Annotated in this window: 4 protein-coding genes; 1 reads left to right on the forward strand and 3 read right to left on the reverse strand. The window is 71.0% G+C overall.

Annotated features, from left to right (window positions below; genetic code table 11):
• Positions 1–45: 45 nt before the first annotated feature.
• Complete coding sequence (locus tag QR77_RS33125) at positions 46–1422, reverse strand: alkaline phosphatase PhoX (RefSeq protein ID WP_040025729.1); 1377 nt, start codon at positions 1420–1422, stop codon at positions 46–48.
• A 450-nt stretch (positions 1423–1872) separates the two neighbouring features.
• Here QR77_RS33125 and QR77_RS33130 point away from each other — a divergent pair, with 450 nt between their 5' ends.
• A complete protein-coding gene (locus QR77_RS33130; RefSeq protein WP_052489236.1) occupies positions 1873–5376 on the forward strand; it encodes a phosphodiester glycosidase family protein in 3504 nt (1167 codons plus the stop codon).
• 165 nt (positions 5377–5541) lie between these two features.
• Here QR77_RS33130 and QR77_RS33135 read toward each other — a convergent pair whose 3' ends face one another.
• Positions 5542–5967, reverse strand: a complete 426-nt coding sequence (locus QR77_RS33135; RefSeq protein WP_040025730.1) for an OsmC family protein — start codon at positions 5965–5967, stop codon at positions 5542–5544.
• A gap of 91 nt (positions 5968–6058) precedes the next feature.
• On the reverse strand, positions 6059–6882 hold an 824-nt coding region (gene zapE, locus QR77_RS33140), incomplete at its 5' end, for a cell division protein ZapE (RefSeq protein ID WP_063798109.1).

A 6882-nucleotide genomic window follows, 5' to 3' on the forward strand; every position in this document is an offset into this window, starting at 1 on the left:
TCCCGGCGGCCCGCCGACGGGCCGCCGGGAGCGGGACTCCGTGCGCTATCCCCAGGGTCCGGTGACCGCGAAGGTCGTCCCCGGGGTGTAGCAGTTCATGTACATCGTCCCGCCGTCCGGGGCGAAGGTGACCCCGGCGAACTCACCCCAGGCCGGCTCCTCGGCGCTGCCGATGTTCTGCGCGCCGCGCGCCATCGCGTAGACCTCGCCGTGCCGGGTCACGCCGAAGACGTGCTGCGCGCCGCCGCCGTCCTCGCACACCATCAGGCCGCCGCCGGGCGCGAGGCAGATGTTGTCGGGGGACTCGCCGGGCAGGGCGACGTCCGTGCCGGGGCCGAAGACGATCACGAGTGTGAGCCGGCGCTTGTGCGGCTCGTACCTCCACACCTGCCCGAAGTGGTCGGCCGCCGAGCCCTCAGCGCTGTGCGCGAAGCTGGAGACGAAGTAGACCGCCGAGCCGCCCCAGTAGCAGCCCTCCAGCTTCTGGGCGTGGGTGATGCCCTTCGGGCCGAAGTCCTGGTGGCGTACGGCGGTCTCCTTCGCCGACGGGTCCGGTACGGGGACCCACTCGACGCGCTCGAAGCGCGTCCCCGTCTCCTGGACGGCCGAGAGGTCCGGCACCCCGGGGACCCGCATCGCCTCCAGGGTCCCGCCGGCGCGCAGCGATCCCGTGCCGCCGCGCGGCCGGTGCGGCAGGAAGCGGTAGAAGAGGCCGAACGGCTTGTCGAACGCGTCCTCCGTCTCGTAGACGATGCCGCTGTCCGGATCGACCGCGATCGCCTCGTGCTGGAAGCGGCCCATGGCGGTCAGGGGTACGGCGCCGGTGCGGCGCGGGTCGGCCCCGTCGACCTCGAAGATGAAGCCGTGGTCCTTGGTGTAGCCGTTGGTGCCGGCCTTGTCCTCGGTCTCCTCGCAGGTCAGCCAGGTACCCCAAGGGGTGGGGCCGCCCGCGCAGTTGACGGCCGTACCGGCGATGGCGACGCGCTCGCCGAGGACATGGCTGCGGCCGTCGAGTTCGAGCGCCGTACAGCCGCCCTTGCCCGCCGGGTCGTAGGTCAGGCCGGGGACGGTGGTGACGGGGACCGCGCCGTCGTGGCGGTTCTCGTGGTTGCGTACGAGATGCAGGCGCCCCCGGTGCCCGGCGAAGGCGGCCATGCCGTCGGGGTTGCTGGGGACGGGTCCCTCGCCGGAGCGTAAGTCGTCGCCCAGTCTGGAGAGGACCTTGTAGCGGAAGCCCTTCGGCAGGTCGAGCAGACCGTCGGGGTCGGGCACGAGCGGGCCGTAGCCCTTGGCGGGTCCCGCACCGTCGGGCCCAGCGGCCCGGGCGGTGCCGGTGAAGAGTTCGGAGACGGCACCGGTGAAGGCGACTGTCGCTGCTGTCGCTCCGGTGCGGGCGAGGATCTGACGTCGTGTCGCGGACATGAGGCAACTTCCTGTTGGCGGACAGGAGACGTGACCCGCCTGTGTGTAGCACGTGCGCACCGGCGCGTGAACGGGGCGCGCGCGGGAGGCCGCCGCCGGAGCACCCTCGCGGCGGGCCCGCCCGGGTGTGGGGCGCCGGTCCCATCGGGCGGGTCGGCCCGCTGCCGGTAACGCGACGTACCCGAACGCCACCTGATCACGCGGCAGGTCGAGAACCCGCGCTCGCCTCACCGGCGAGTCGAGCGAGCGAGGCGGGGCGAGGGGTGGTCGGGGCGTGGTTACGGCGGCGCAACCCCCGTCTCTTCCACCAGGGTTCATCACATGCCGGTGATGGCGTCATCTGCCCTTTTTAGTTGATCTTTTTGATCATTTGGTGCCCGTGATCGATCCGGGCGTAACGGAGGAAGTTACCTCCGTACCCTCTCTCAGCCTGAGGTTCCAATGAAATTGATGGTCTTGAACCATCGGCGTGCGAGACCGCTGCTGGTGGTGCTCGCCGCGGCGATCGCGCTGGCGGCCGCGCCTGCCGCCGCGTACGCGGACAACAGTCAGCCGCCGGTCACCGGCGGAATCCCCTTGATCAACACCGTCGAGAAGACCGGTCCCGGGATCAGCCTCCAGCATGTGAAGGCGCTCGACCAGAAGGGCTGGTACGACGCCCAGTTCCTGACCGTGGACCTGTCCAACCGCGCGGTGAGCACGGACCTGCTGACCTCGGGATCTGTCGCCTCCGGCGGACCGCTCAGCACCGCCGCGAACAAGGCAGGCGCGGTCGCCGGTGTCAACGGCGAGTTCTTCGACATCGGCAGCTCCAACGCGGCGCTCGGCGGCGAGGTCCAGGACGGGAAGCTCGTCAAGAGCGCCGACATCGGAGGCCGCGAGCACGTCGGCGTCAGCGACGACGGCATAGCCCAGCTCGTCGACCTCACGGTCAACACGACCGCGAACTTCGCCGGCGCCGACCACGCCGTCCTGTCGCTCAACGCGGCGAACGGCGCCGGGGTCCCCGCCGACGGCCTGATCGCGTTCACGTCCGCGTGGGGCGACTACAGCCGTAACCGCGGCCTGACGGGTGTGGCCGACGACCAGATAGCCGAGGTCCTGGTCAAGAACGGCTCGGTCGTGTCGGTCACGCCGAACGGCCCCGCCGGTTCGGGGGCGATCCCGGCGGACAGCTTCGTGCTCGTCGGGCGCGGCGCCGCGGCGACCGCGATCCGCGCGCTGCGGCCCGGCGACCCGGCGAAGCTCAGCTACGCGCTCGCCGACAACGCGGCCAAGACGATGAAGTTCGCGCTCGGCCACGGCGGCACCATCGTCTCCGGCGGACAGGTCGTCAAGGGCCTCGACACCTCCATCGCCCCGCGCACCTCGCTCGGCTTCAAGGACGGCGGCAAGACGCTCGTACTCGCCACCTGGGACGGCCCCGGCGGCACCGGCAAGGGCGGTGTCGGGATCGACAAGGAGGCGGGTGACCTCGCCGCGATGGGCGTGCAGACCGCAGTCAACCTCGACGGCGGCGGCTCGACCACGATGGTCGCCCGCGCGCTCGGCGAGGACCAGGCGACCGTCCGTAACGTCCCGTCCGACGGCCAGGAGCGCAACGACCCGAACGGCGTGGGGGTGTTCGTCGCGAAGGGCGACGGCAAGCTCCACCAGCTCATCGTCAAGCCCGCGCCGGGTGAGGCGTCGGCCGACGGCGGCGCGAAGGTCTTCCCGGGGCTGCACCGCGTGCTCGTCGCCGAGGGCGTCGACAACCACCGGACGCCGGTGAAGGTCGACCCGAAGTCCACGCGGTGGTCCGCGCACGGAGCGTCCGTCAAGGGCGGCACGCTCAAGGCCCCGACGAACGTCCCGGCCAAGGCCCCCGCCAAGGGCACGTCGTACGGCACGGTCACGGTCGACGCGCAGGTGGGCCGGGAGGAGGCGCACGAGAAGGTCACCGTCCTCGACCCGGTCGACAGCGTCGAGCTGTCGTCCCAGCTCCTGTCCATCGCCGACGCGACACCCGGCGACGCGGCCACCCTCTCCGTGACCGGCCGCGACGACCAGGGCTACACGGCCCCGATCGACCCGCAGGACCTCTCGCTCGACTACGACCACAAGGTCGTCGACATCCGGCCCGTGGACGGCAAGCTGAAGATCACCCCGCTCGCCGACGCGAGCACGCTTCTCACGGTCAAGGCCGGCGGCAAGTCGGTCCAGCTCCCGATCACCATCGGCGTCCAGACCAAGACGGTCTACGACTTCGACGACGACGTACTCGCCCACTGGCACAACAACAGCACAGCGGCCACCACGTTCTCCGCGGACCCCGACGGCCTGCGGATCGACTTCGACGCGATGCGCAACGTGGGCATCACGGCGGCGACGGCGGCCCAGCGCGTCCAGGTGGAGGGCCAGCCGCTGCGCCTGCGTGTACGGCTCAAGTCGAGCATCGACGTGCCGAGCGGTCTGACCTACCTGAGCTACAACGACGCGACCGGCAAGAGCAACGGCGTCTACGGCACCGCCCTGACCGCGAGCGACGACTGGCAGAACGCCACGTTCACGCTGCCGGCGAACACGGCGTTCCCGATCGCGGTCTCCGGCTTCCAGGGCATCAACACCAACGTCGCCCAGCAGAAGGCGGGCACCTTCGTCCTGGACCGCATCGAGGCCGACGTCCCGACGCCGGTCGACCTGCCCGCCCTGGCCGCCCCCCGGCCCGACCCGCTCGTCTCCGACGACGGCTCGGGGCTCCAGGGCCCGAGCACCTGGCAGTTCGCCACGCTGTCGGACGTCCAGTTCACGGCCGACAACCCGGCGCTGTCCCAGGTCGCCACGGCCGCCATCGAGCGGATCCGCAAGACCAAGCCCGACCTGATCGTGCTCAACGGTGACATCACCGACCGCGGCCTGCCGCAGGACCTCGCGCTGGCCCGCCAGGTGCTCACCGACGCCGGGTGCGACCTCATCCCGGTCGGCCAGGAGCCGTCGGAGGACAGCACGCCGAACCCGAGGGCCGGCTCGATCCCGTGCTACTACGTGCCGGGCAACCACGAGTCGTACGGTCTCAACAACGTCCAGTCCGACCTGACCAACTTCACCAAGGAGTTCGGCCGGCCGTATCGGACGTTCGACCACAAGGGCACCCGGTTCATCCTGCTCGCCAGCTCCCTCGGGTCGCTCCACGGGACGGCGTGGGACCAGCTCCCGATGATGCAGAAGGCGCTCGCCGACGCCAAGAAGGACCCGTCGGTGCACAACGTCATGGTGTTCGCCCACCACCCGGTGGACGACCCCGGCGAGGCGAAGTCCAGCCAGCTCGGCGACCGCGACGAGGTCTCGCTCATCGAGAACATGCTCACGGGCTTCCGTGACTCCACGGGCAAGGGCGCGGCGATGGTCGGCTCCCACGCCCAGATCGCCAATGTCCACCGCGTCGAGGGCGTGCCGTACATGGTGCTGCCGTCCTCGGGCAAGGACCCGTACGGCACGCCGGACCGCGGCGGATTCACCGGGTGGGTCGACTGGTCCGTCGACTCGCGGCGTAACGCGGACCAGCAGTGGCTCGACGCCGACGTACGCGCCTTCGCGCAGTCCGTCACGCTCAACACCCCGGCCTCGCTCCAGGTGAACAGGACGGCGCAGCTCTCGGGCAGCATCGTGCAGCCGGCGGGCGTCACGACCGGCACCCGCGTGGTGCCGCTCCAGTACCCGATGTCGGTCGACTGGAGCGGCTCGTCCACCCTGGCGATCGGCAGCGGGAAGGCGGCCCTCGACCTGGCCCGCCACCAGGGCAAGGTCGCGATCCTCGACCCGGCGACCCGGACGCTGACCGCGCTGCGCCGCGGCTCGGTGACCGTGTCGGTGACGAACGACTCGATGCGCGCCTACACCGGCGACAGCTCGCTCGCACCGATCACGACCTCGAAGACCGTCAAGGTCGTGCCGTCCACGCACGGCGGAAAGTGACCGCCACCGCCACCGTTCGCCGAAGGCAGCCGCCCCGGAGCGGCCCCCGGTCGGTCTGACGGGGGGCGAGAGGCGCGGAGGCGGGCAGCACTGAGGGCGAGCACATCCGTGCTCGCCCTCAGTTCCGCGTGGCAGACGTCAGGCCGCGCGGTCAGGTCGTCGTGGTCAGGCGAGCGAAGCGCTGAGCGTGATGCTCGTACCCGACAGCGCCTGGCTGACCGGGCAGTTGGCCTTCGCGTCCTCGGCGGCCTTGACGAAGTCGGCCTCGTCCAGACCGTCGACCTCACCCTGGACCGTGATGTGGACGCCGGTGATGCCGGTGCCGGGCACCAGGGTGACATCGGCCTGCGTGGTCAGCTTGGTCGGCGGGGTGCCGGCCTTGGTCAGACCGTTCGAGAGCGCCATCGAGAAGCAGCTCGAGTGGGCGGCGGCGATCAGCTCCTCGGGGCTGGTCTTGCCGTTCGCCTCCTCCGCGCGGGAGGCCCAGGTGACCGGCTGCTCGGCGATGCCGGAGGAGTCGAAGGTGATGAGACCCTTGCCCTGGGCGAGGTTGCCCTCCCAGACAGTGCGTGCCTGGCGCGTGGTAGCCATGGTGGAACCCTTCTGAATCGGTCGTCCGGCGCGCGGAGACCGCCGGACGTAGGTCGTTACGGCGACGAACTTACTTGTTTCCGGACCGAACCTACTGAGCGACCAGCTCTTTCGCGTCCCTGGCCAGTGCCGTCAGCCGGGAGATCGCCCGGAAGTACTTCTTTCGGTAGCCACCGTTCAGCATCTCTTCACTGAACAGCCGGTCGAAGGGCAGACCGGAAGCGAGCACGGGCACCTCGCGGTCGTACAGCCGGTCGGCGAGTACGACGAGCCGCAGCGCGGTCGACTGGTCCGGCACCGGTCCGACGCCGGTGAGGCAGGCGACCCGCAGCCCCTCGGTCAGCGCCCCGTACCGGCTCGGATGGACCTTGGCGAGATGGCCGAGCAGGGCGGGGAACGCGTCCAGGCTCGCGCCCGGCGTGGCGTGCGCCGCCCTGGTGACCTGCTCCTCGGAGAACGGCGGCGGGGCCTCGGGCAGGCCGCGGTGGCGGTAGTCGTCGCCGTCGATGCGCAGCGGACGGAAGTGCGCGCCGAGCCCCTGGATCTCGCGGAGGAAGTCGGCGGAGGCGAACCGGCCCTCGCCGAGCTTTCCCGGCAGCGTGTTGGAGGTCGCCGCCAGCGCGACGCCCGCCTCGACGAGCTTGCCGAGGAGCGTCGACACGAGAACGGTGTCGCCCGGGTCGTCCAGCTCGAATTCGTCGATGCACAGCAGCCGGTGGCCGCCGAGCGTCCGTACGGTCTGCTGGAAGCCCAGCGCGCCGACCAGGTTGGTCAGCTCCACGAACGTGCCGAAGGCCTTCAGCTCGGGCGGGGCCGGGGTGGCGTGCCACAGGGAGGCCAGCAGGTGGGTCTTGCCGACGCCGTAACCGCCGTCCAGATAGATCCCCCGGGGGCCGGCGGGCGCCGCCGCCGGCC

Source organism: Streptomyces sp. 150FB, assembly GCF_000818195.1.
GTDB lineage: Bacteria > Actinomycetota > Actinomycetes > Streptomycetales > Streptomycetaceae > Streptomyces.

Bases quoted from the DNA above. Each gene is read 5' to 3' on its own strand.
- QR77_RS33125 (WP_040025729.1), bottom strand. From the start codon at position 1,422: ATGTCCGCGACACGACGTCAGATCCTCGCCCGCACCGGAGCGACAGCA.
- QR77_RS33135 (WP_040025730.1), bottom strand. From the start codon at position 5,967: ATGGCTACCACGCGCCAGGCACGCACTGTCTGGGAGGGCAACCTCGCC.
- QR77_RS33130 (WP_052489236.1), top strand. From the start codon at position 1,873: ATGGTCTTGAACCATCGGCGTGCGAGACCGCTGCTGGTGGTGCTCGCC.